This window comes from Actinopolyspora biskrensis (assembly GCF_013408175.1).
In the GTDB taxonomy this organism is placed as follows: Bacteria; Actinomycetota; Actinomycetes; order Mycobacteriales; family Pseudonocardiaceae; genus Actinopolyspora; species Actinopolyspora biskrensis.
The window spans coordinates 184,227-203,367 of the sequence record NZ_JACBYW010000004.1; the positions used below are offsets into that span (position 1 = coordinate 184,227).

General features: G+C 69.8%; 19 protein-coding genes. 11 read left to right on the top strand and 8 right to left on the bottom strand.

The genetic code is table 11. The features are described from left to right. Nucleotides 1-78 precede the first annotated feature (78 nt). Nucleotides 79-2,388 carry a helicase-associated domain-containing protein gene (locus FHR84_RS11940; RefSeq protein WP_179535566.1) on the bottom strand — a complete coding sequence of 770 codons (2,310 nt, stop codon included), beginning with the start codon at nucleotides 2,386-2,388 and terminating at the stop codon, nucleotides 79-81. A gap of 208 nt (nucleotides 2,389-2,596) precedes the next feature. Here FHR84_RS11940 and FHR84_RS11945 point away from each other — a divergent pair, with 208 nt between their 5' ends. The 4 genes from FHR84_RS11945 to FHR84_RS11960 all read left to right on the top strand — a co-directional run bounded on the left by FHR84_RS11945 (nucleotide 2,597) and on the right by FHR84_RS11960 (nucleotide 6,110). Beyond that, on the top strand, nucleotides 2,597-2,782 hold the full coding sequence (locus tag FHR84_RS11945) for a hypothetical protein (RefSeq protein WP_179535567.1): 186 nt from the start codon (nucleotides 2,597-2,599) through the stop codon (nucleotides 2,780-2,782). A gap of 259 nt (nucleotides 2,783-3,041) precedes the next feature. Then, nucleotides 3,042-4,529 (top strand): NAD-dependent malic enzyme, encoded by a 1,488-nt coding sequence (locus FHR84_RS11950; RefSeq protein WP_179535568.1) that lies wholly within the window; start codon nucleotides 3,042-3,044, stop codon nucleotides 4,527-4,529. Between the two features lie 62 nt (nucleotides 4,530-4,591). After that, nucleotides 4,592-5,083 (top strand): cyclic pyranopterin monophosphate synthase MoaC, encoded by a 492-nt coding sequence (gene moaC, locus FHR84_RS11955; RefSeq protein ID WP_179535569.1) that lies wholly within the window; start codon nucleotides 4,592-4,594, stop codon nucleotides 5,081-5,083. 49 nt (nucleotides 5,084-5,132) lie between these two features. Continuing rightward, nucleotides 5,133-6,110 (top strand): molybdenum cofactor biosynthesis protein MoaE, encoded by a 978-nt coding sequence (locus FHR84_RS11960; RefSeq protein ID WP_179535570.1) that lies wholly within the window; start codon nucleotides 5,133-5,135, stop codon nucleotides 6,108-6,110. 349 nt (nucleotides 6,111-6,459) lie between these two features. On the opposite strand, the gene FHR84_RS22895 is transcribed toward FHR84_RS11960, so the two are convergent. The 3 genes from FHR84_RS22895 to moaA form a co-directional block, all read right to left on the bottom strand. Continuing rightward, complete coding sequence (locus tag FHR84_RS22895) at nucleotides 6,460-7,131, bottom strand: LysM peptidoglycan-binding domain-containing protein (protein WP_179535571.1); 672 nt, start codon at nucleotides 7,129-7,131, stop codon at nucleotides 6,460-6,462. A gap of 1,078 nt (nucleotides 7,132-8,209) precedes the next feature. Then, nucleotides 8,210-8,572 (bottom strand): MoaD/ThiS family protein, encoded by a 363-nt coding sequence (locus tag FHR84_RS11970; RefSeq protein ID WP_179535572.1) that lies wholly within the window; start codon nucleotides 8,570-8,572, stop codon nucleotides 8,210-8,212. A 6-nt stretch (nucleotides 8,573-8,578) separates the two neighbouring features. Continuing rightward, nucleotides 8,579-9,637, bottom strand: a complete 1,059-nt coding sequence (gene moaA, locus FHR84_RS11975; RefSeq protein ID WP_179535573.1) for a GTP 3',8-cyclase MoaA — start codon at nucleotides 9,635-9,637, stop codon at nucleotides 8,579-8,581. A gap of 184 nt (nucleotides 9,638-9,821) precedes the next feature. On the opposite strand from moaA, the gene FHR84_RS11980 reads away from it, so the two are divergent. The 5 genes from FHR84_RS11980 to FHR84_RS12000 all read left to right on the top strand — a co-directional run bounded on the left by FHR84_RS11980 (nucleotide 9,822) and on the right by FHR84_RS12000 (nucleotide 13,785). Beyond that, nucleotides 9,822-10,226 carry a TOBE domain-containing protein gene (locus FHR84_RS11980; RefSeq protein WP_179535574.1) on the top strand — a complete coding sequence of 135 codons (405 nt, stop codon included), beginning with the start codon at nucleotides 9,822-9,824 and terminating at the stop codon, nucleotides 10,224-10,226. Continuing rightward, nucleotides 10,223-10,990 (top strand): molybdate ABC transporter substrate-binding protein, encoded by a 768-nt coding sequence (gene modA / locus FHR84_RS11985; protein ID WP_179535575.1) that lies wholly within the window; start codon nucleotides 10,223-10,225, stop codon nucleotides 10,988-10,990. The genes FHR84_RS11980 and modA overlap by 4 nt, the downstream gene beginning before the upstream one ends. After that, complete coding sequence (locus FHR84_RS11990; protein ID WP_343075245.1) at nucleotides 10,987-11,823, top strand: ABC transporter permease; 837 nt, start codon at nucleotides 10,987-10,989, stop codon at nucleotides 11,821-11,823. The genes modA and FHR84_RS11990 overlap by 4 nt, the downstream gene beginning before the upstream one ends. An 82-nt stretch (nucleotides 11,824-11,905) precedes the next feature. Continuing rightward, a complete protein-coding gene (locus FHR84_RS11995) occupies nucleotides 11,906-12,985 on the top strand; it encodes a sulfate/molybdate ABC transporter ATP-binding protein (RefSeq protein ID WP_179535845.1) in 1,080 nt (359 codons plus the stop codon). Between the two features lie 38 nt (nucleotides 12,986-13,023). Next, on the top strand, nucleotides 13,024-13,785 hold the full coding sequence (locus tag FHR84_RS12000) for an HAD-IIA family hydrolase (protein ID WP_179535843.1): 762 nt from the start codon (nucleotides 13,024-13,026) through the stop codon (nucleotides 13,783-13,785). Between the two features lie 101 nt (nucleotides 13,786-13,886). On the opposite strand, the gene FHR84_RS12005 is transcribed toward FHR84_RS12000, so the two are convergent. Together FHR84_RS12005 and FHR84_RS12010 are read right to left on the bottom strand one after the other, a co-directional pair. Continuing rightward, nucleotides 13,887-14,288 (bottom strand): YccF domain-containing protein, encoded by a 402-nt coding sequence (locus FHR84_RS12005; RefSeq protein ID WP_179535576.1) that lies wholly within the window; start codon nucleotides 14,286-14,288, stop codon nucleotides 13,887-13,889. Between the two features lie 116 nt (nucleotides 14,289-14,404). Continuing rightward, the gene (locus FHR84_RS12010) at nucleotides 14,405-15,211 is read right to left on the bottom strand and encodes a PhzF family phenazine biosynthesis isomerase (RefSeq protein ID WP_179535577.1); all 807 of its coding nucleotides are present in this window, start codon (nucleotides 15,209-15,211) and stop codon (nucleotides 14,405-14,407) included. Nucleotides 15,212-15,359: 148 nt separating this feature from the next. Here FHR84_RS12010 and FHR84_RS12015 point away from each other — a divergent pair, with 148 nt between their 5' ends. After that, on the top strand, nucleotides 15,360-17,015 hold the full coding sequence (locus FHR84_RS12015) for an AMP-binding protein (RefSeq protein WP_179535578.1): 1,656 nt from the start codon (nucleotides 15,360-15,362) through the stop codon (nucleotides 17,013-17,015). 82 nt (nucleotides 17,016-17,097) lie between these two features. Here FHR84_RS12015 and FHR84_RS12020 read toward each other — a convergent pair whose 3' ends face one another. Both FHR84_RS12020 and FHR84_RS12025 read right to left on the bottom strand, forming a co-directional pair. Continuing rightward, nucleotides 17,098-18,084 (bottom strand): R2-like ligand-binding oxidase, encoded by a 987-nt coding sequence (locus FHR84_RS12020; RefSeq protein ID WP_179535579.1) that lies wholly within the window; start codon nucleotides 18,082-18,084, stop codon nucleotides 17,098-17,100. Nucleotides 18,085-18,137: 53 nt separating this feature from the next. Next, entirely contained in the window at nucleotides 18,138-18,359 is a 222-nt protein-coding gene (locus tag FHR84_RS12025; protein WP_246300498.1) for a hypothetical protein, read from the bottom strand. A 349-nt stretch (nucleotides 18,360-18,708) separates the two neighbouring features. Between FHR84_RS12025 and FHR84_RS22905 the strand changes: the two genes are divergently transcribed. After that, a complete protein-coding gene (locus FHR84_RS22905) occupies nucleotides 18,709-19,104 on the top strand; it encodes a cold shock domain-containing protein (RefSeq protein WP_017973120.1) in 396 nt (131 codons plus the stop codon). Nucleotides 19,105-19,141 lie beyond the last annotated feature (37 nt).

Here is a 19,141-nt window from a genome sequence, read left to right on the forward strand (position 1 = left end):
GCGGAGCCGCCGTCCCGCGGGCCGGTGTGCACGGTTTCGCGCGAAACCGTGCGTTCCCGGGGATCCACCGGCGGCGGGCTAGCCCTCCACGACCGCGACGGACGTGATCCTGTGCAACGGGAAGTTGCCCAGCTCGTCGCGGGACGAGTCGAAGCCCTGCAGGACCCCGCTGCCGACGCTGACCGGCTGCACGATCCGTTGCGTCGAACCTCCCTGGGTGTCCACGAAACCCAGCCAGACGCTGTGCCCCTGCCGGGCCGCCTCGCGGAGCAGCTCCAGCGTCGCGTTCGCGCTGGGGCGCCCCTTCTCGGGGGCGAGCTTGTTGCCCCGCACGTTCGCTGCCTGGTCCCCGGCGCGCAGCGTGCGCACCCGCTCGGCGAGCTGCTGCTCGCTCGGATGGCCGGGGCCGGTCGGGTCGCCGGGCTGACCTCCGTACCTGCCACGCCCCCGGATCCGCCGGGCGCTGGGCCGCAGGTCCAGCACCCCGCCGTCGGAGCCCTCGGCGACCGGGGCGTAGCCGGCCGCGCGCAGTTCGTCGACCAGCTCCTCCAGCGGAAGCGGGCTGATCAGCACGGTAGGGGCTATCCGGCGCAGCGCGAGCCCACCGAGATCGGACCTGCCGAGCACCTCGGTGATCACCACGGGGTCCTCACAGCGCAGGAACGACGAAGCCGTGCCCGCGCGGAGCCTGCCGTGCCTGCGGGCGGTGTCGTCGATGAGGTAGCTCAGCCCCTGCGGAACCGGGGTGCGGGAGCGCGTCCGGAACAGTTCGTGCAGCTGCTCGCTGCTCCGCCCCGCGTCCAACGCCCTGCGCACGCTCGCCTCGCCGATCCGGTAGACGGTCGCGCTGCCCGCCGATTCGACGTCGGCGACCAGATCCATCTCCCGGGCCAGTTCGGGTTCGAGCCTGCCCGGCGCGACGATCGTCAGGTCCGCCTGGACCAGCACGTGGTCGACCGGTTCCGGGATCGCGCGGCCCATCATCTCGGCCGCGGCGTTCTCGTCCCCGGCCAGCAGGGCGCGTCCACCGGAGGACAGCCCACCGGCCGCCACCACGCCGAGAGTGATCCCCTCGGACAGCGTCCAGCGCACCGTCTCGTCGCGCAGCGCCCCGCCGCGCCGCGGGGCGCGCCAGGCCAGCACGGCGGCGACGTCGGCGTCGCGTCGTACTCCGTACCCGGAGGGCTGTTCGTCGACGAGTTCCAGCACACGACGACGTTCCCCCGCCGCGTTGGGACGCCGCAGCCCTTCGGACAACGGGCCGAGCAGCCGCCCCCGCTCGTCGCGGGCCCCCACGAGCCCCGGGAGGCGGGGCAGGTCGAGCCAGGAGGCGGCGAGCGCGGCCCAGCGCTGCTCCGGGGAGGACGCCAGCCACGTGTCGGCCCGCACGGTCGGGGCCCACTGCGGGTCCTCCTCCCCGCTCGTGTCGACGAGCCCGGCGGCCACCACCAGCTCGGCCAGCAGCGCCGCGCGGTTCTCGGTGATGTTGAGCTCCTTGCCGGTGCGGCGTATGTCGCGCACGGCGATGCCGCCGGAGCGCAGCACGTCCGGGGGATCCTGCCCCCACGAGTCGAGCAGCAGTTCGACGTGCCTGTTCAGTTCGAGGAGCTCGCCCGCGGCGGCCCCGTCGATCCGCTCCTGCCCGTGCTCGGTGAGTTCGAGGGTCGGTTCCGCGGTCTCGACCTCGCCCATCGGGCGCTCCGGACCTCGCGCGGCCAGCCCGAGCTGCCTGGGGAGCTCCACCGTTTCCTCGTCCCGGCGGAGCAGCAGTCCCCGGTCGAGCAGCCGCTGGATCGGAGTGGGCCGCTGCCCGCGTTCCGCGTCCCGGCGGACTTCCCCGGTGCGGCCGAGCGGGGACGCCCCGGCGAGCTTGTCCACCACCCGGCGCTCCTCGTCGTCCAGCTCCCCCAGGAGCTCGTGCGCGCGTTGTTCGGACAGTTCCGCTGCGGGGGTCCCGAGCCCGCCGGGGTGGGCGCGCGTCGTCTCCCGAACAGTGGGGACCATTCGGATCGATCCGTCCCCGCCCCACACGAGCGCCCGGGCGCGCAGCACCCCGACCCGGGAGGCAGCCTGCCGTTCGGTGACGTCCTGCCCGAGGAATCCGCTGAGACGTTCCACCGGCACCTCGTGCTCGTCCGCGTCGAGCAGCACGAGCGCTTCGAGCACGGTGAGCGTGAACGAGTCGAGGTCCTCGCAGGCGCGGGCCACCGAAGCACGCGCCATCGCGCGCCTGGCGAGCACAGCGGCGTCCGTGGGCGGTGGTGTGGCCAGGTCGGGGCGCAGCCGGAACAGCTCGAGCAGCTGCTCGTCGTCGGAGGCACGCAGCGCGCGGGCGAGCGGCTCGGCGTCGTACGTCGACGGGTCCTGCGACGCGGATTTCGGGGGCATCTCCTCCAACATACCCGTGCCCTCCCGCGGAGATCCGACGTGTGATACGCGGCTCTCCGGGAGAGGGGGTAGCGACCGGGGGCCGCGGAGCTTCAGGCAAACTGGTCGGTGGACGAGCAGGCTTGGGAAGCTCTTCGTGCGGCAGGTGACGCCGGGGCGCCCGGGTACGCGGCGAGATCGTGGGAACGGTCCGGTAAAGGAGGTTGGCGTGGCCGACGCGAACAAGTCCAAGAACGAGCGCATCGACCCGGAATGGCCGCACGAGGGTGAGCACCCCGTCAGCGAGTTCCTGGCCGATCGGCAGGGGGCCATGTCACCCTTCGGCGACGTCACCTTTCCGCTCTCCGAGGGTGCGCTTCCCTACGAGCACCCGCACACCGAGATCAACAAGTGACCGGTCTCCGTTGACCGGTGCTTTCCGGTCGTGTTGACGGCTCTCCGGTCGTGCCCGCGGTTGGTCGGGGCTTTTTCCCGGCGCCGGAGCGCGCCACCCCGTCCGCCGAGCGAACCGGGCCGTCGGCCCTCCAAACGGATCGCGTGCCGGAAATCACCCGCATCGGAACGGTGGGGTGGCAGTGCTTCCGCGGTGGTGAGTTCTAGTCTCGGTCGGGCCACAGGGTTTCGCGAGAGCTCATCACTGACAGAGGTGCTACATGCCGGTTCCAGGTCCGGGTTATTCGATCACCGTTCGCGTCGAGGCTCCTCCCTCGGCCACAGCGGCCGGTGACCTGACCACGGCGGTCGGTCGTACGGGTGCGGTGATAACGGCGTTCGACGTCGTCGAATCGCACGCCGATCGCATAGTGGTCGACATAACCTGCAATTCGTTGTCGGCGGACCACGCCGACGACATCACCGAGGCGCTCGAAGCGCTGCCGGGGGCACGTGTCCGCAAGGTCTCCGACCGGACCTTCCTGGTCCACCTCGGCGGCAAGATCGAGGTCAATTCCAAGGTAGCTCTGGCGAACCGGGACGACCTCTCCCGCGCCTACACGCCGGGAGTGGCCCGGGTGTGCACGGCGATCGCCAAGAATCCGGAGGACGCGCGGCGGCTGACCGTCAAACGCAGCTCGGTCGCCGTTCTCACGGACGGCTCCGCCGTCCTCGGCCTCGGCAACATCGGCCCCGAGGCCGCCCTGCCCGTGATGGAGGGCAAGGCGGCGCTGTTCAAGAAGTTCGCCGGCGTCAACGCCTGGCCGGTGTGCCTGGACACCCAGGACACCGAGGAGATCATCCGGACCGCCGAGCTGATCGCTCCGGCCTACGGTGGGATCAACCTCGAGGACATCGCCGCGCCGCGTTGCTTCGAGATCGAAGCGCGGCTCCGGGAGCGGTTGAACATCCCGGTCTTCCACGACGATCAGCACGGCACCGCGATCGTGGTGCTCGGTGCGCTGCGCAACGCCTTGCGCGTGGTCGACAAGGACCTGTCCGACTGCCGCGTGGTCGTGTGCGGTGTGGGAGCAGCCGGATCGGCGATCATCCGGCTGCTGCGGCAGAAGAACCCCGCCGACATCGTCGCGGTGGACGTCGACGGGATCGTGCACGACGGTCGGGGAGACACCGACGAGCACCTGCGTGCCATAGCCGCCGAGACCAACGCGGAGGGGCGTACCGGCCCGCTCGGGGACGCCGTGCGGGGCGCCGACGTGTTCATCGGGGTCTCCGCGCCGAATCTGCTCAGCGCGGAGGACGTGGCCACGATGAACGACGACGCGATCGTTTTCGCGCTGGCCAATCCAGATCCCGAGGTCGACCCGCTGGAGGCCCGGCGGCACGCCACGGTCGTGGCCACCGGCCGCAGCGACTACCCGAACCAGATCAACAACGTGCTGGCGTTCCCCGGTTTCTTCCGCGGTCTGCTGGACGCGCACGCGCACGAGATCACCGACGAGATGATGCTGGCCGCGGCCAACGCGATCGCCGATGTCGTGGACGGCAACGACCGCGTCAACGCCTCGTTCATCGTTCCGAGCGTGTTCGACAGCACCGTCTCGCCCACCGTGGCGGAGGCGGTCCGCCGGGTGGCCGTGTCCGGGGACGAAGCCGGTGGTGGAGGCCAGGGGGGAGCGGCCGGTTCCTCCGTGGCGGCAGCGGGAGTTCCCGGTTTCGCCGATATGGAGGAGGACGCCGGGTTCTGATCTCTCCGGTGGTGCTCACAGTTTTAGGCAAAACTGTGAGCACCACCGAGTAGGGTCGGCGCATGGCGTCAGAGCAGGAACTCACCCACGTGGACGAATCCGGTGCCGCGCGCATGGTCGACGTGGGCGACAAGGAGAGCACCGCGCGCCGCGCCGTCGCGTCCGGCACTCTGCGCACCACGCCCGAAGTGATCACGCGGCTGCGTGGGGACGACCTCCCGAAGGGCGACGCGCTCGCGACCGCGCGCATCGCGGGGATCATGGCCACCAAGCGCACTTCCGACCTGATCCCGCTGTGCCACCCGATCGCCATAGCGGGTGTGGACGTGGAGCTGGCCACCGCCGAGGACCGAGTGCACATCACCGCGGCCGTGCGCACCACCGACCGCACCGGGGTGGAGATGGAGGCGTTGACGGCCGTGACCGGTGCCGGGCTGGCGCTGCACGACATGGTCAAAGCCGTGGACCCGGCCGCCGTGCTCGACGGGGTACGCGTGGAGCGCAAAGAGGGCGGCAAGACGGGGCTGTGGGTCCGGGACGACGCGCGGGGATGATTGTGCGCGTCGACACGTCAACCGTGATCACGTTCAGGGAAGGGCACCCATGACCGAACGACACGCCCGGGTGATCGCCGCTTCGAACCGTGCCGCGGAGGGAACCTACGAGGACCGCACCGGGCCGATCATCGTCTCCTGGCTGCGGGAGCGCGGGTTCCGGGTCGCCGACACCGAGGTGGTGCCGGACGGCGCTCCGGTGCGCGCTGCGCTGGGAAGCGCGGTCGAGGAGAAAGTCGATCTGGTGCTGACCACGGGCGGAACCGGCATCAGCCCCACGGACCGCACCCCCGAGATGACAGCGGAACTGCTGGACCTCCCGATCCCGGGGCTGGCCGAAGCGCTGCGCACGGCCGGACTGCCCGAGGTCCCCACGGCGGTGCTCTCGCGCGGTCTCGCCGGCGTGGCCGGTGAAACGCTGGTGGTGAACCTGCCCGGTTCCCGCGGCGGGGTGCGGGACGGACTCGGTGTGCTGGACGGAGTGCTCGAGCACGCGTTGGACCAGGTGCGCGGAGGAGACCACCGGCGTGCCGGGGACCCCGCCCCGGAGACCGCCGTTTCCGCTGCCGACGGGGACGCGGCGGAGACCGGGAGCAGCGGTGCGGCAGCGGTCTCGCGGGCGGCGATGAAGGAGGAGCACATCGACGTGCCCCTGCTGGAGCGCGAAGTGGGGCACAGTGCGGCAGGGGCCGTGGTCACCTTCGCGGGAGCCGTGCGCGACCACGACGGCGGCCGTGGTGTCCGCGAACTGGAATACACGAGCCACCCCTCGGCCGCGGAAGTGATCCGCGAAGTCGCCGCGGACGTCGCGTCCCGCTCGGACGGAGTGCGCGCGCTGGCGGTGGAACACCGCACGGGAGTGCTGCGGATCGGAGACGTGGCCCTCGGCTGCGCCGTATCGGCCGAACACCGCAAACAGGGCTTCGACGCCTGCTCCGAGCTCGTCGACGAAGTGAAACGGCGGCTTCCGGTGTGGAAGCGCCAGGTTTTCGAGGACGGGCAGGAGGAGTGGGTCAACTGCCCTTAGTGAAGGTCGGCCGGTCTTGTTGTGCGGCGGTGCCGACCGCTCGGGTGGTGCCTGCTGAGCGGTGGCGCCGCTTTTCGGAGCGTGTCTCGGGAGCGGCTGCGGCCGGTCCGGGCCCGGACCGGCCGCGAAGGTGGAACGGGGCCCCGCCGCTGGGGGAAGGCGGCGGGGCCCCGAGCTTCGGAGTCCTCATCGCGGCGGCCCGAGCGGGTGCGCGGACGACCGTGTCGACCGTTCCGCCGGGCAGGGCGTCCGGTTCACGGATGGAGCACCACGCTGCTCGATCCGAACACCCGGCTCGGGAGCCGCTTCGAGAGGACGGCTGGCGAACGCGGTTCGGGGCCGCGTCCGATCAGCGGATGTCGAGCTGCTGCCCGGGGAAGATGAGATCCGGGCTGTCCAGCACGTCGTTGTTGCGCTCGAAGATGTCCTGGTAGTTCACTCCGAACTGGTTGCCGATACCGCTCAGCGTGTCACCGGACTCGACGGTGTAGTCGGCACCGTTGGAGCGCACGCTGGACTCCTGGGAGGACGTGCTCTGCTGGGAAGCCCTGGCCTCCTGCTCGCCCGAGTCGCTCTGCTGCGAGGGCTGACTGCTGGTGGTGGTTTCACTCTGGGAGGAGGAGCTGCCGGAGACGCTTCCCGTGCCGCTCGTGCTGCCGTTGACCCAGTTGGTCTTGGCGGTGCAACCGGGCCAAGCACCGGGGCCCTGCGCGGCGAGCACCTTCTTGGCGACGGCGATCTGCTCGGAGCGGCTGGCCTTGTGCGCGTTCGAGGCGTACTGGTCACCGCCGAAGGCGGACCAGGTCGAGGGGGTGAACTGCAGGCCGCCGTAGAAGCCGTTGCCGGTGTTGATCTGCCAGTCGCCGCTGGACTCACACTGGGCCAACTCGTCCCAGTCCGCCGCGCTCGCCGGGGTGGCAACCGCGAGCGGCGTGGCGACCACGGCACCGGCGATGGCCACTCGTGCGGCGTTTCGGGTGAAATTGGAAGACTTACGGTGTTTGCCCTTGTAACGAGCCATGTCCCTCTCTCCTGCCGCGCTTGCGGGAGTTCTCCGGAACCGTGTTCGGGCGTTTCCGGTGGATTCCGCGGAACCCGTGTCATCCGTGGAGCCTCGGGGCGCTCCGCGGATTCCCGTCCCTGCCCGGTTTCGTTTCGTTCGGGGGTAGGAAGCCCGCCGGGCAGGGATCGGCGCTGCGGGCTTCCCCTATTTTTCGTTGATCCGGCCGGTTCGGGGCCGACCGGTGGGAACAGTACGTAATCAAGCAAGCGAACGGAAACTTAATGGAATGTGACGCTAGTCACAGTAACGTATGAACCGGGGGGTGCGATCAAGGGTGTTTATGCAGCGCACAGCGTTGTTATCAACTTGTTTTCTAGTCGATATCGATCACTCGCGGTGAGGTGTGGCTCACTCTTCCGCTCTGCCGTCGAAGGCTCGTTACGTCCGGTGTTACGTCAGATTCGCCATTTTTTCGGTTCGAGTTCGCAGGTTCAAGGCTTTCGTGAACTCGTTACACATCGCAGGTTCATGGTCGCGAAACGTATCCGAAAAGGGTTCATCGAGTGATCCTTCACCCTTTTGGAGAATGGCTGAAGCTCGCGACCGGCTCCACGCGGAGAAGGCTCGTGTAAATCACGCAACAGAGTGAGAGCGACACGCCGTGCCATTAAATTGTGCGTCGCTCGTTCCGAGCGCGGCTCGCTCCGCGCGAGACTCCGTCGTCATACGCGACACGGATCGTCGTGCCCGGTACAGGCCGTCGTGCCCGAACGGGATCGCGACGACCGAGTTGCCGTGGCACGGCAGACCTCGGAGAAACCGGGGGACGGAACCGGCGAACCGGCGCGACAGTCCAATCCCGTGAACCCGATCATACCCGAGGGTGGATCAACTCGAGATCACGGGGATCACCGTGTTGCTGATCCTTTCGGGCGACACGCCGCCACTCACCCACCGCCGAACGGTCGTCCGCGAGTGGCGATCCCCCTGAGAAGCACGGCGGCGCGAGAAGCACCGCCTCCCCGGTGGGCCGTTCGAGCAGGGGCTCCAGCCGGCGCGCCGGTGCACCGCTGCCCGCGTGGCCGCCCGGAAGTCCTCAGCCGCCCGCGAAGGGCGGAAGCACATCGAACTCCGCCCCGTCCGCCACGGGCGCGCCTTCCTCGCGTACCGCGACGCCGTCGACGAGGAAGCCGCAGGCGCCCATCACGCGGGCGAGTGCGTCACCGTGCGAGGCGAGCACCGTCCGGACCACATCGGCGACCGTCACCGATGTCGTGGACGCCGCCGCGGAAGGGGTCACCCGCAGCCGCTCCTCCGGTACGCCGGCAGCGGCCCGGGCCCCGGCGAAGTAGCGCACCCGCACCGTGGCGGTACTCGCGCTCGATGCGGACGTGTCCTCCGTGGAAGAGCCGGTGCCCGCTCCACGGAGGGGGTCCGTCGTGTTCCGCTGCTCGCCCAAGGTCGACTACCCGCCGATCGAACTCATCGGACGCGCGGGCTGGACGAAGTCCTCCCGGTCCATGCCGTGCCCGGCCGCCTTCGCCCACATGGTTTCCCGCCACATGGTGGCCAGTTCCGCGTCCTCGACACCCTCGCGCATCGGCTCACGCAGGTTCGTCTCCGTCTGGGAGAACAGGCAGGAACGCAACTGCCCGTCGGCCGTGAGCCTGGTGCGATCACAGGTCGCGCAGAACGGTCTGGTCACCGAACCGATGACACCGACGGTGGCCGGTCCGCCGTCCACCAGCCAGCGCTCGGCCGGAGCCGAGCCGCGTTCGGCCGTGTGCGGGGTCAGCGAGAACTCCTCGCCGAGCAGACGCAGGATCTCGTCCGCGGTGACCATCTCCGCGCGATCCCACCCGTGCTGCGGATCCAGCGGCATCTGTTCGATGAAACGCAGTTGATATCCCCGCTCCAGGCAGTAGCGCAGCAGGTCACAGGCTTCGTGATCGTTGACGCCGCGCAGCAGGACGGAATTCACCTTCACCGGCTCCAGCCCGTGCTCCTTCGCCGCCTCGAGGCCGGCGATCACGTCCTCGAAGCGGTCCCTGCGGGTCAGACCGTGGAAGGTCTCGCGGTCCAATGTGTCCAGGGAGATGTTGACCCTGTCCAGCCCGCTCCCGGCGAGCTGCTCGGCGAACCTGCCGAGGTTGATCCCGTTGGTGGTCAACGAGGTCCTGGGAGCTTCGGGCAGTGCGCTGGTGGCCGTGATGATGTCCACCAGGTCCTGGCGCAGCAGCGGCTCCCCACCGGTGAAGCGCACGTTCGTGATCCCGAGCTCGCGCACCGCCAAGCCGATCAGGCGGATCATCTCACCGGTGTCGAGCATCTCGGACCGCTTCATCCACGGCAGGCCCTCGGCGGGCATGCAGTAGGTGCAGCGCAGATTGCATTTGTCGATCAGGGACACCCGCAGGTCGGTCGCGACTCGTCCGAAGCGGTCGACCAGGTACGGCGTATCCGGGCGCGCCGACGTGTCGATCGTTCGGCGGGCAACCGGGATGCCCAGGTCTACGGAAGTCACGTCCCGAGCGTAACTCTCCTGACGGGGGGAAATCGATCGCACGAGCGGGTTTTCGTAGCACCGGACCCGGAGGGGCCCTCGTGGCCCGGCCCGGTTCGGAGGAAGACACGAAAAGTGCCGCGAAACCGCTCCTGCGGGTGCATTTCCTGGATTTGACCGCACGAGCGGTTTTAACGTGTCCCTCGTGCCGCAGTACCGGATTTCCGAAGTCGCCGAGCTGATCGGCGTCAGCGACGACACCGTCCGCAGGTGGGTGGACGACGAGCGGTTGCCCGCCGAACAGGACCCGTCCGGACGACTGGTCGTCGAGGGCTCGGTGCTGGCCGAGTTCGCGCGGGCCAGGGCCACCTCGGCCCGCGACCCGTCCGGGGTGGAGCGCTCGGCGCGCAACCGCTTCGTCGGTCTGGTGACCGAGGTCGTGTCCGACAAGGTGATGTCGCAGGTCGAGCTGCAGTGCGGTTCCCAGCGGGTCGTCTCGCTGATGAGTACCGAGGCCGTGACCGAGCTGGGACTGCGGCCGGGAGTGCTCGCGGTCGCGGTCGTCAAGTCCACGGCGGTGGTGGTGGAGAAGCCCGGAGGTGGAAGATGAGGAAGTTCCGTGGAGTCGTGCCCTCGTTGGCGCTGCTGCTCGCGCTGTTGTCCGCCGTGGCCGGATGCGGGGTGAGCGCGGAGGAGGACGACGACACCCTGACCGTGCTGGCCGCCGCGTCGTTGACCGAGTCCTTCCGCGAGATCGGGGACCGCTTCGCCACGGCGAACCCCGAGGTGGACCTGCGGTTCAACTTCCAGGGGTCGTCGATGCTGGCCGAGCAGATCAGGCAGGGCGGAGCGGGGGACGTTTTCGCCTCGGCCAACACCGGGATGATGGACAAGGTGCGCGAGGCCGGTGCGGTGGCGCACGGACCGGACACCTTCGCGACCAACCGGCTGACCGTGGTCACTCCCCCGGACGACCCGGCCGGGATCGACTCCTTCGCCGACCTCGCGCGCCCCGGAGCGTCCGCTGTGGTCTGCGCTCCCCAGGTGCCGTGCGGTTCGGCCGCCGAAGGAGTGGAGCGGAACTCGGGCGTGCGGCTGCGCCCGGTCAGCGAGGAGGACGACGTCAAGGACGTGCTGCACAAGGTCACCTCGGGCGAGGCCGACGCCGGGCTGGTCTACGTCACCGACGCGGTCGCGGCGGGTGACGAGGTGCGGCGGGTGGACGTTCCGGATGCCGACCAGGTGACGAACGAGTATCCGATCGCGACCCTCGACGGTGGGGGCCACCAGCGGCTGGCCCAACGTTTCACCGACTTCGTCCGCGGGGAAGAGGGCCGCGAGGTGCTCCGGCGCCACGGGTTCGGGACGCCGTGACCGGAAGGCCGTTCCGCCCGGTGCGGCGGAGGAAGCAGTCCTCCGAGCGTGTCGTGGGGGTGCCCGCGCCGCTGTGGTTGCCCGCCTCGTGCGCGCTGGGGCTGATCGTGCTTCCGGTGCTCGGTCTGTTCGCACGCGTGGACCCGGCCGGGCTGCCCGCGCTGCTGACCAGCCCGGCGGCCCTGTCCGCCCTGGAGCTGTCGCTGCGGACCGCGGTGACCGCGACGCTGCTTTCCGTGCTGCTCGGAGCCCCGCTCGCCGTGGTACTGGCCCGTGCGCGGTTCCCGGGAACGCGGCTGGTCCGGGGAGCCGTGCTGCTCCCGCTGGTGCTTCCTCCCGTCGTGGGTGGACTGGCACTGCTCTACCTGCTCGGACGTACCGGACCGGTGGGGAGTCTCCTGGACGAGCGGTTCGGTCTGACCATTCCGTACACCACGACGGCGGTGGTGCTCGCCCAGACCTTCGTGGCCATGCCCTTCCTGGTGATGGGGCTGGAGGGGGCCCTGCGCGCGGCGGGAACGGAGTACGAGCGGATCGCGGCCACGCTGGGCGCCGGTCCGTGGTTGACGTTCCGCAGGGTCACCCTTCCGATGCTGTTGCCCGCGCTGGGGTCGAGTCTGGTGCTGACGTTCGCCCGCGCGCTGGGCGAGTTCGGAGCGACCATAACCTTCGCGGGCAGCCTGCGCGGCACCACCAGGACTCTGCCGCTCGCCGTCTACACCGAGGCCCAGGCCGATGTGGACGCCGCGGTGGCGATGTCGCTGCTGCTGGTGGGGGTAGCCCTCCTCGTGATCCTCGTCGCCCGTCCGGGAGGAGTGCAGGGCCGTGGCTGAGGACAGGAACCCGGCCCCGGAGGGGGAAGGGCGCGTCACGTGGAACGGCGAACCCCGCCCCGGCGACGATGCTCCCGACGGCCTGTCCGCGGAGCTCCGGGTCCCCCGGTCGACGTTCACCCTGGACGTGGACCTGCGGGTCCCCGCAGGAGAGGTGCTGGCCGTGCTCGGGCCGAACGGGGCGGGCAAGTCGACGCTGCTGTCCGCGCTGACTGGGAGCGTGCTTCCCGAACGAGGCCGCGTGCGGCTGCGCGAACGCACCTGGCTGGACACGGACCGGGGGATCGACCTGCCCACGCACCGCAGGTCGGTGGGGCTGCTGGCCCAGCGCGCCATGCTGTTCCCGCACCTGTCCGCCCTGGACAACGTGGCGTTCGGACCGCGGGCGGCGGGAACCCGCAAACGCCGGGCCAGGCGGACCGCCCGGGACTGGCTGGAACGACTGGGCCTGGGTGAGCTCGCCGGACGCGCCCCCGCCCGGTTGTCCGGGGGACAGGCGCAGCGCGTGGCCCTGGCGCGGGCGCTGGCCGCCGACCCCGACGTGCTGCTGCTGGACGAGCCCCTGTCCGCGCTGGACGTCGATGCAGCCCCGGCGATGCGCGGTCTGCTGCACCGGGCGCTCGGTGCTCAGCGCGGTCCCTGCGTGCTGGTCACCCACGACGTGCTGGACGCGGTGGTGCTCGCGGACCGGGTGCTGGTGCTGGACGAGGGCGGTGTGGTGGAACGCGGGCGCACCGGTGATGTGCTCGCCAGGCCGAGAACCGCCTTCACCGCGCGGGTCGCCGGACTGAACCTGGTCGCGGGGAGGGCGACGGAGCGGGGAGTGGAACTGGCCGGAGGCCGTCTTCGCGGTCACGTGGTCGAGAGGGTCGACCCCGGCGCTCCCGCCGCCGCGACCTTCTCCCCCACGGCGGTGGCCGTGCACCGCGCCAGGCCGGAGGGGAGCCCGCGCAACGTGCTCGCGGTTCGCCTGGTGGGCATCGAACCCCGCGGGGACGCGATCAGGCTGCGCGGCGAGCACGGTCCGCCCGGATCCGGTGTCGCACTCGCGGCCGACGTGACTCCGTCGGCCGTGGCCGAGCTCGGTCTGGGGACGGGCGAGGAGGTGTTTTTCGTCGTTAAGGCGACCGAGGTGGCCGTGCACCCGGTGTCGGATGGATGATCGAGGGCGTGACTGAGGTATCTCCCTGGACTTATCTGATGGACATGGACGGCGTGCTGGTGCACGAGGAGCACATGGTTCCCGGCGCCGACGCCTTCCTGAACGATCTGCACGAGAACGGCTTGCCGTTCATGGTGTTCACCAACAACTCCGTGTACACCAGGCGTGACCTGCGAGCACGACTGATGCGGAGTGGTCTCGACGTGCCGGAGTCGTCCATCTGGACCTCCGCGCTGGCCACTGCGCAGTTCCTGGACAAGCAGCGCCCCGGGGGGTCCGCCTTCGTGGTGGGCGAGTCCGGGCTGACCACGGCGCTGCACAACATCGGCTACGTGCTCACCGACCGCGAGCCGGACTACGTGGTTCTCGGGGAGACCCGGAGCTACAGTTTCGAGGCGATCACCAAGGCCATCCGGTTGGTGGAGAGCGGCGCGCGTTTCATAGCCACCAATCCGGACGAGAAGGGCCCCAGCCGGGAGGGGACGTTGCCCGCCACGGGAGCGGTCGCGGCGCTGATCGAACGGGTGACCGGCAGCGAGCCGTACTACGTGGGCAAGCCGAATCCGCTGATGATGCGCTCGGCCCTGCGTGAGATCAGGGCGCACTCCGAGAACACGCTGATGATCGGGGACCGGATGGACACCGACGTGCGCTCGGGGCTGGAGTCCGGCCTGCAGACGATCCTGGTGCTGTCGGGGATCTCCGGGCAGCACACGGCCGAGCTGTTCCCGTACCGGCCCACGAGGGTCATCGACTCCGTGGCGGATCTGGTCGGACGGGTCGCGAACCCGTTCGACTGATCAGGGGCCGCTTCGCTTCCCCGAGTTCGCGTCCGCGGCCCGGGACCTCGAGGAGCCCCGGCCCGGGAGCTTCCTGCGCCGTCGGACGGCGCGTGGTCGGGTCAGGGGCGCGGGATCAGGGCGTGTGCGTCGTCGGTGTCGACGATGCGCTTGCCGAGCGGGAACAGTGAGACGGGAACGAGCTTGAAACTGGCGAGACCGAGGGGGATTCCGATGATCGTCACGCACATGGCCACCCCCGTCACGATGTGACCGATGGCCAGCCACCAGCCCGCGAGGACGACCCAGAGCACGTTCCCGATGGCCGAGAACACTCCGCTCCCGTCCTCCTCGACCAGCTGCCGCCCGAACGGCCACAGCGCGAAGTTCGCCATGCGGAACGAGGCGATTCCGAAGGGGATTCCGATGATCGTCACGCACAGCAGGATTCCGGCGAAGGCGTAGCCGATCGCCATCCACAGCCCGCTGAGCACCAGCCAGACGATGTTGAACAACAGTCGCATGACACCACACTGCCAGCCGGCGGGGCGGAACGACTCGGGGTACTCCCCCAGATCGGTGGTCGGGGGAACCGGCCGGTCGGTGTGTGGCGGTGCGGGGGCGTACCCTCTCGCGGGCTCTAACGGGAAAGCGGTGCGCGGGCTCCGTCGGACAGTGCTCCGCGGAGCACCGTGACGGCGTGGCCCGCCAGCGCCACCCGGTCCCCGTGCGGGCGCATCAGCACGGTTCCCCCGCGCGGGGAGGCCTGTTCGGCGAGCAGTTCGGTGCGGCCGAGCCGCTCGGCCCACCAGGGTGCGAGCGCGCAGTGCGCTGATCCGGTGACCGGGTCCTCCGGAACGCCGACCGACGGGGCGAAGAACCTGCTGACGACGTCGACCCCGGGGCGATCACCCCGCGCCGTGACGGTTGTCCCGCGTCCGGGGACGCGGGCGAGCGCGGACATGTCCGGACGCAGTTGGCGCACCAGGGACGCGTCGGAGAGCTCGACGATCAGGTCGGACTCGCTGCGTGCGACGTGCTCGACCTGCTCGTCCGACAGCTGTCCCAGCGCCGACAGCACCCCGGTCCCCTCGGTCGGGGAGCACGGTTGGGCGGGGAAGTCCAGCTCGATCATCCCGTCCTCGCGCACCGAGCACCCGAGTTCGCCGCTCCGGGTGTCGAACCGCTGTTCGCCGCCGAGCACGTGCGCGGTGGCCAGCGTCGCGTGCCCGCAGAGGTCGACCTCGGTGGTCGGGGTGAACCAGCGCAGCGGTTTGGCCTCGCCCGCGGGACCTCCCACGACCACGAACGCGGTTTCCGAGTGGTTGAACTCGGCTGCCGCGTGCTGCATCCACGTGCTGTCGGCCGGTTCGTCCAGCAGGACCACCCCGGCGGGGTTGCCCGCGAACGGCCGGTCGGTGAAGGAGTCGACTACGTAGGCGTCCACGATCACGATGCTAGTAGGGCCTCGCCCGCTCGGTCTCCGAGATGCGGTCCCGACGCGAGCGGGATTCGTTGCCGGGCTCGACTGCGCCGTTCGTCTGAGCGATCATGTGCCCTCGAACACACCGGCGTGGCTCGATCGGGAGGGAACCGTGCTGGAGACCGAACACGACGAATCGGTGGGGGCGCCCGCGTGGCGCAGCTATGCCTCCGGAACCTCGGACGTCGCGCTCATCGGCGACACGATCGGAGCCGACCTGCTGCGCACGGCCGAACGCTTCCCGGAGCGGGACGCGCTGGTCGAGTTCGCCACGGGACGCCGCTGGACCTACCGGGAGTTCGTGGCCGATGTCGATTCCCTGGCGCTCGGCCTGCTGGCGGCGGGGATCTCCAAGGGAGACCGGGTCGGTGTCTGGGCTCCGAACAGGGCGGAGTGGACGCTGGTGCAGTACGCCACCGCCCGGATCGGCGCGATCCTGGTCAACATCAACCCCTCGTACCGGGTGCACGAGCTGGAGTACGTGCTCAACCAGGCCGGGGTCCGGATGCTGATCGCGGCCGAGCGGTTCAAGAGCTCCGACTACGTGGACATGGTCGAACGGGTCCGCCCGCGCTGTGCCGCGCTGGAGCAGGTCGTCTTCCTCGGCGGCGACCGGTGGGCGGGGCTGTTCGACACCGTCTCCGACAGGGGCGGACTGGCCGAGGTGGAGGCGGGACTCTCCGCCGACGACCCGGTCAACATCCAGTACACCTCGGGGACAACGGGGTTTCCCAAGGGGGCGACCCTGTCGCACCACAACATCCTGAACAACGGGTTCTTCGTCGGCGAGCTGTGCGGCTACACCGAGGCCGACCGCGTGGCGATCGTTCCGCCCTTCTACCACTGCTTCGGGATGGTCATGGGCAACCTGGCCTGCACCAGTCACGGCGCGACGATGGTGATCCCCGCGGAGGGTTTCGAGCCCTCGGCCGCGCTCGGTGCGGTGCAGGCCGAGCGCTGCACCTCCCTGTACGGGGTGCCCACGATGTTCATCGCCGAGCTCGGGCTGGCGGACTTCGCCGACTACGACCTGTCCTCGCTGCGTACGGGGATCATGGCCGGTTCGCCGTGCCCGGTCGAGGTGATGAAGCAGGTCATCGAGCGGATGGGCATGACCGAGGTCGCCATCTGCTACGGGATGACGGAGACCTCGCCGGTGTCGGTGCAGACCAGGGCCGACGACTCGCTGGAACGGCGGGTCTCGACCGTGGGCAGGGTGGGTCCGCACCTGGAGGTCAAGATCGTTGATCCGGACACCGGCCTGACCGTCCCGTGCGGCGAGGCCGGGGAGCTGTGCACCCGGGGGTACTCGGTGATGCTCGGCTACTGGAACGAGCCGGACAAGACCGCCGAGGTGATCGATTCCGCACGCTGGATGCACACCGGCGATCTGGCCGTGATGGACGAGCACGGTTACGTGAGCGTCACGGGGCGGATCAAGGACATGATCATTCGCGGTGGGGAGAACATCTATCCGCGCGAGATCGAGGAGTTCCTGTACACCTGCCCGGACGTGCTGGACGCGCAGGTGATCGGGGTGCCCGATAGCCGCTACGGCGAGGAGCTCATGGCGTGGGTGCGGATGCGGGAGGGCGCCGAGGAGCTCACCGCGGAGACGTTGCGGGAGTTCTGTGCCGGCAGCCTGGCGCACTACAAGATCCCGCGGTACGTGCACGTGGTCGACGAGTTCCCGATGACGGTGACCGGCAAGGTGCGCAAGGTGGAGATGCGGGAGCAGGCGGTGCGACTGCTCGGGCTGGACACGTGACGCCCCGGGGCGGCCCGATTTTGCCTATAACTGGGAGTTGTCCCCAAGAGACCGGTGAGCGGCCGGTGAACGGGGCCGCTGCTCAGCCTCCCTCCGAGGCGCCGCCGAGCGCGTCGAGCGCGGCTGCGTCCTCGGCCCCGAACCGTTCCTCCAACCGCTCCGGGGTCGCGTCCACGTCGATCCGAGCGAGGTCGGCTCCCCTGGCCGCGGAGATGGCCCCCAGCCGCCTGCCCGCGCGGTCCGAGGCGTAGGCGGACAGCTCCTCGACGTCGAGCCCGAACGGCTCCCGATCGCCCGCCCCCTCCGGGCGCCACTGGATCTGCTCCACCGCGTGCGGCAGCAGTTCGTCCATCCGCTGCTGGACGGTTTCCCAGTGCCGCTCGTCGGCCGCCACGTGCCTGCGACAGGTGAACGTTCCCCAGGCCATGTGCCTGCGCTCGTCGTCGCCGATCCTGCGGATCACCTCCTGCATCCCGGGCAGGATGCCGCGGGCGCGGCAGATCTTGTTCCAGGCGTAGTAGCCGGTCAGCGCCAGCGTTCCCTCGACGACGTGGTTGTAGGTGACCGAGGCGCGCACCTGGTTGGCCGGGCTCGGGTCGTGGTGCAGGGTCTCCAGCGACTCGGGCAGGGCCTCGTAGAAGATCGTCCGGTAACCGGGGTTGTCCTCGACGTGGTGGTGCAGGTCCTCGGTGATGCCGACCGCGTCCAACCAGAGCCGGAACACCTGGGTGTGCTTGGCCTCCTCGAAGGCGAACTGGCTCAGGTAGATCTCGTCGGCGAACCGTCCCTCGGCGCCCATGGCGGCTATGAACGGCCGCAGGTCCTCGGTGACGGCCTCCTCGCCCGCGATGAACTGCGCGCACAGCAGCGCGACGCTGTACTGCTCCTCCTCGGTGAGGGCCCGGAAGTCGGCGGCGTCCCCGGAGAAGTCGATCTCGGACGGGTTCCAGAACTTGGCGTTGCCCTTGTCGAACAACCGGAGCGGGAGCGAGTCCCAGTTCACTCCGCCCGCGCGCAGGGAGTGGAATTCGGTGCGTTGTGCGCTCCGCCCGTTCCCGGTGTCGTTCATGACTCCACCTTCACCGCCTGTGAGGAATACAACACCGGGATTTTCGGTACGAATCAGTTTCGCGTCAAGGAGCTCCCGTGCCGGGCCCGCGCGAGGGCCGACACGAGACCGACGGCCAGACCCAGTGGACACAGCATCGTCATGGCGTTGAGCCACCACGGCAGGTCCCGGTACCCGGCGATCGACATGCCGAATATGACCAGGACGACGACCAGACCGACGCAGAACAGGCCCACGGCCACCGGCATAGCGCTGCTGCGTGTGGATGTGCTCATGCGGCCACCCTATGCGGTGCGACGATCCCCGTCCGTGCCGCCGTGTCGAAGACCTCTTCGGTTTCGGGCTGCCTCCGGCGGCGGACGCGGCCCCGCCTGAGACGTTGTCGCGCTTCCCCGGACGGGTACGCTTGAGGTGACGCGTCCTGGAACGCAATTACCGCAACAGGCTCGCAGTGCCTGCGAGGCAGGTAGGCGTATCCGGGGCGCGTTCGTCGTGCCGGGACAGCTCCGATCGGCGTCGGCGCGCATTGGCAACAACCGAACGTAGGCAACAGCGTTTCCCGCCGGCCGCACGTCCTCCGGAGTGCGGGCGGGAACACGTATCTGACAGGGAACGGTGAGGACTGTGCCGACCGGCAGGGTCAAGTGGTACGACGCGAATAAGGGCTTCGGCTTCGTGACCCAGGACGGTGGGGAGGACGTGTACGTGCGGGCCTCCGCGCTGCCGTCCGGGGTCGAGGCGCTCAAAACGGGTCAGCGTGTCGATTTCGACATGGCCCAGGGGCGTCGCGGTCCACAGGCGCTGCGCGTCCAGTTGCTGGACCCACCGCCCTCGGTGGTGGAAGCCCGTCGACGCCCTGCCGACGAGCTGCACGGCATGGTCGACGACATGATCAAGCTGCTCGAGTCCAGTGTGCTTCCCGAGCTGAACAAGGGACGCTATCCGGACAAGAAGGTGGCGAAGCGGGTCGGCGGCGTGGTGCGCGCTGTCGCGCGCGAGCTCGATCCGGGTGGTTCCTGAGCGGTCGTTCCCCGAGCGGCCCGCCCGCTCCGAAGGC

What these genes read in the sequence shown, in the direction of transcription:
- FHR84_RS11940 (WP_179535566.1), bottom strand. Translation starts at nt 2,388, where the DNA reads ATGCCCCCGAAATCCGCGTCGCAGGACCCGTCGACGTACGACGCCGAG.
- FHR84_RS11950 (WP_179535568.1), top strand. Translation starts at nt 3,042, where the DNA reads ATGCCGGTTCCAGGTCCGGGTTATTCGATCACCGTTCGCGTCGAGGCT.
- moaC (WP_179535569.1), top strand. Translation starts at nt 4,592, where the DNA reads ATGGCGTCAGAGCAGGAACTCACCCACGTGGACGAATCCGGTGCCGCG.
- FHR84_RS11960 (WP_179535570.1), top strand. Translation starts at nt 5,133, where the DNA reads ATGACCGAACGACACGCCCGGGTGATCGCCGCTTCGAACCGTGCCGCG.
- FHR84_RS22895 (WP_179535571.1), bottom strand. Translation starts at nt 7,131, where the DNA reads ATGGCTCGTTACAAGGGCAAACACCGTAAGTCTTCCAATTTCACCCGA.
- modA (WP_179535575.1), top strand. Translation starts at nt 10,223, where the DNA reads ATGAGGAAGTTCCGTGGAGTCGTGCCCTCGTTGGCGCTGCTGCTCGCG.
- FHR84_RS12000 (WP_179535843.1), top strand. Translation starts at nt 13,024, where the DNA reads ATGGACATGGACGGCGTGCTGGTGCACGAGGAGCACATGGTTCCCGGC.
- FHR84_RS12005 (WP_179535576.1), bottom strand. Translation starts at nt 14,288, where the DNA reads ATGCGACTGTTGTTCAACATCGTCTGGCTGGTGCTCAGCGGGCTGTGG.
- FHR84_RS12020 (WP_179535579.1), bottom strand. Translation starts at nt 18,084, where the DNA reads ATGAACGACACCGGGAACGGGCGGAGCGCACAACGCACCGAATTCCAC.
- FHR84_RS12025 (WP_246300498.1), bottom strand. Translation starts at nt 18,359, where the DNA reads ATGAGCACATCCACACGCAGCAGCGCTATGCCGGTGGCCGTGGGCCTG.